Genomic DNA, 632 nt, shown 5'->3' on the forward strand with positions numbered 1-632 from the left:
CCCCCTCTAGGGGGGAGATTGGCGCGCTTCCGCCAGCCGCTAGCACAGCATCAATTAGATCATGGCGAGCGCCCTGATCACGCAGATACACCTTCAGGCGGTCGTGGAAGAAGGAGAGGAGGTCGAGCACTTCCACCCCAACCTCCCTTCCTTTGAATTCCCTCAATCTTCGCCCCATTGCGAAACTTCCGCGCTGTTTGCGCAGCACGTCGGCAATGGATTCATGAACCAACGGGACATGCGCTTCGGCTGTTTCGACGATATTCAGGGGTATACCATTTTCTACCAGAATTCTGACTACTCCGAGCGCGGCTCTTCTCAGCGCATAAGGATCCTTCGAACCCGTCGGTTTCTCGTCGATGGCCCAGAATCCGACCAGCGTGTCGAGCTTATCTGCGAGGGCCACTGCAACCGAGACCGGATCGCTCGGCACGCGATCGGACGGGCCTTGCGGCTTGTAGTGTTCCTCGATGGCTGCGGCCACAGATGGATGCTCGCCCTGCAGCAGCGCATATTTGCGGCCCATGGCGCCTTGCAGTTCCGGGAACTCGCCAACGACTTCGGTGGTGAGATCGGCCTTGGCGAGAACCGCGGCGCGAGCGGCAAGCGCGGTAATCTCCCCCCTCGAGGGG

Annotated in this window: 1 protein-coding gene; it reads right to left on the reverse strand. The window is 60.3% G+C overall.

Features of this window, described 5'->3' with window-relative positions:
* Positions 1-632, reverse strand: a 632-nt coding sequence (locus tag EOC06_RS38275; RefSeq protein WP_128310172.1) for a glycine--tRNA ligase subunit beta, incomplete at both ends; no start/stop codon positions are given.

The sequence above is a fragment of the Mesorhizobium sp. M7A.F.Ca.MR.362.00.0.0 genome (genome assembly GCF_004023175.1).
Classification (GTDB): Bacteria; Pseudomonadota; Alphaproteobacteria; order Rhizobiales; family Rhizobiaceae; genus Mesorhizobium.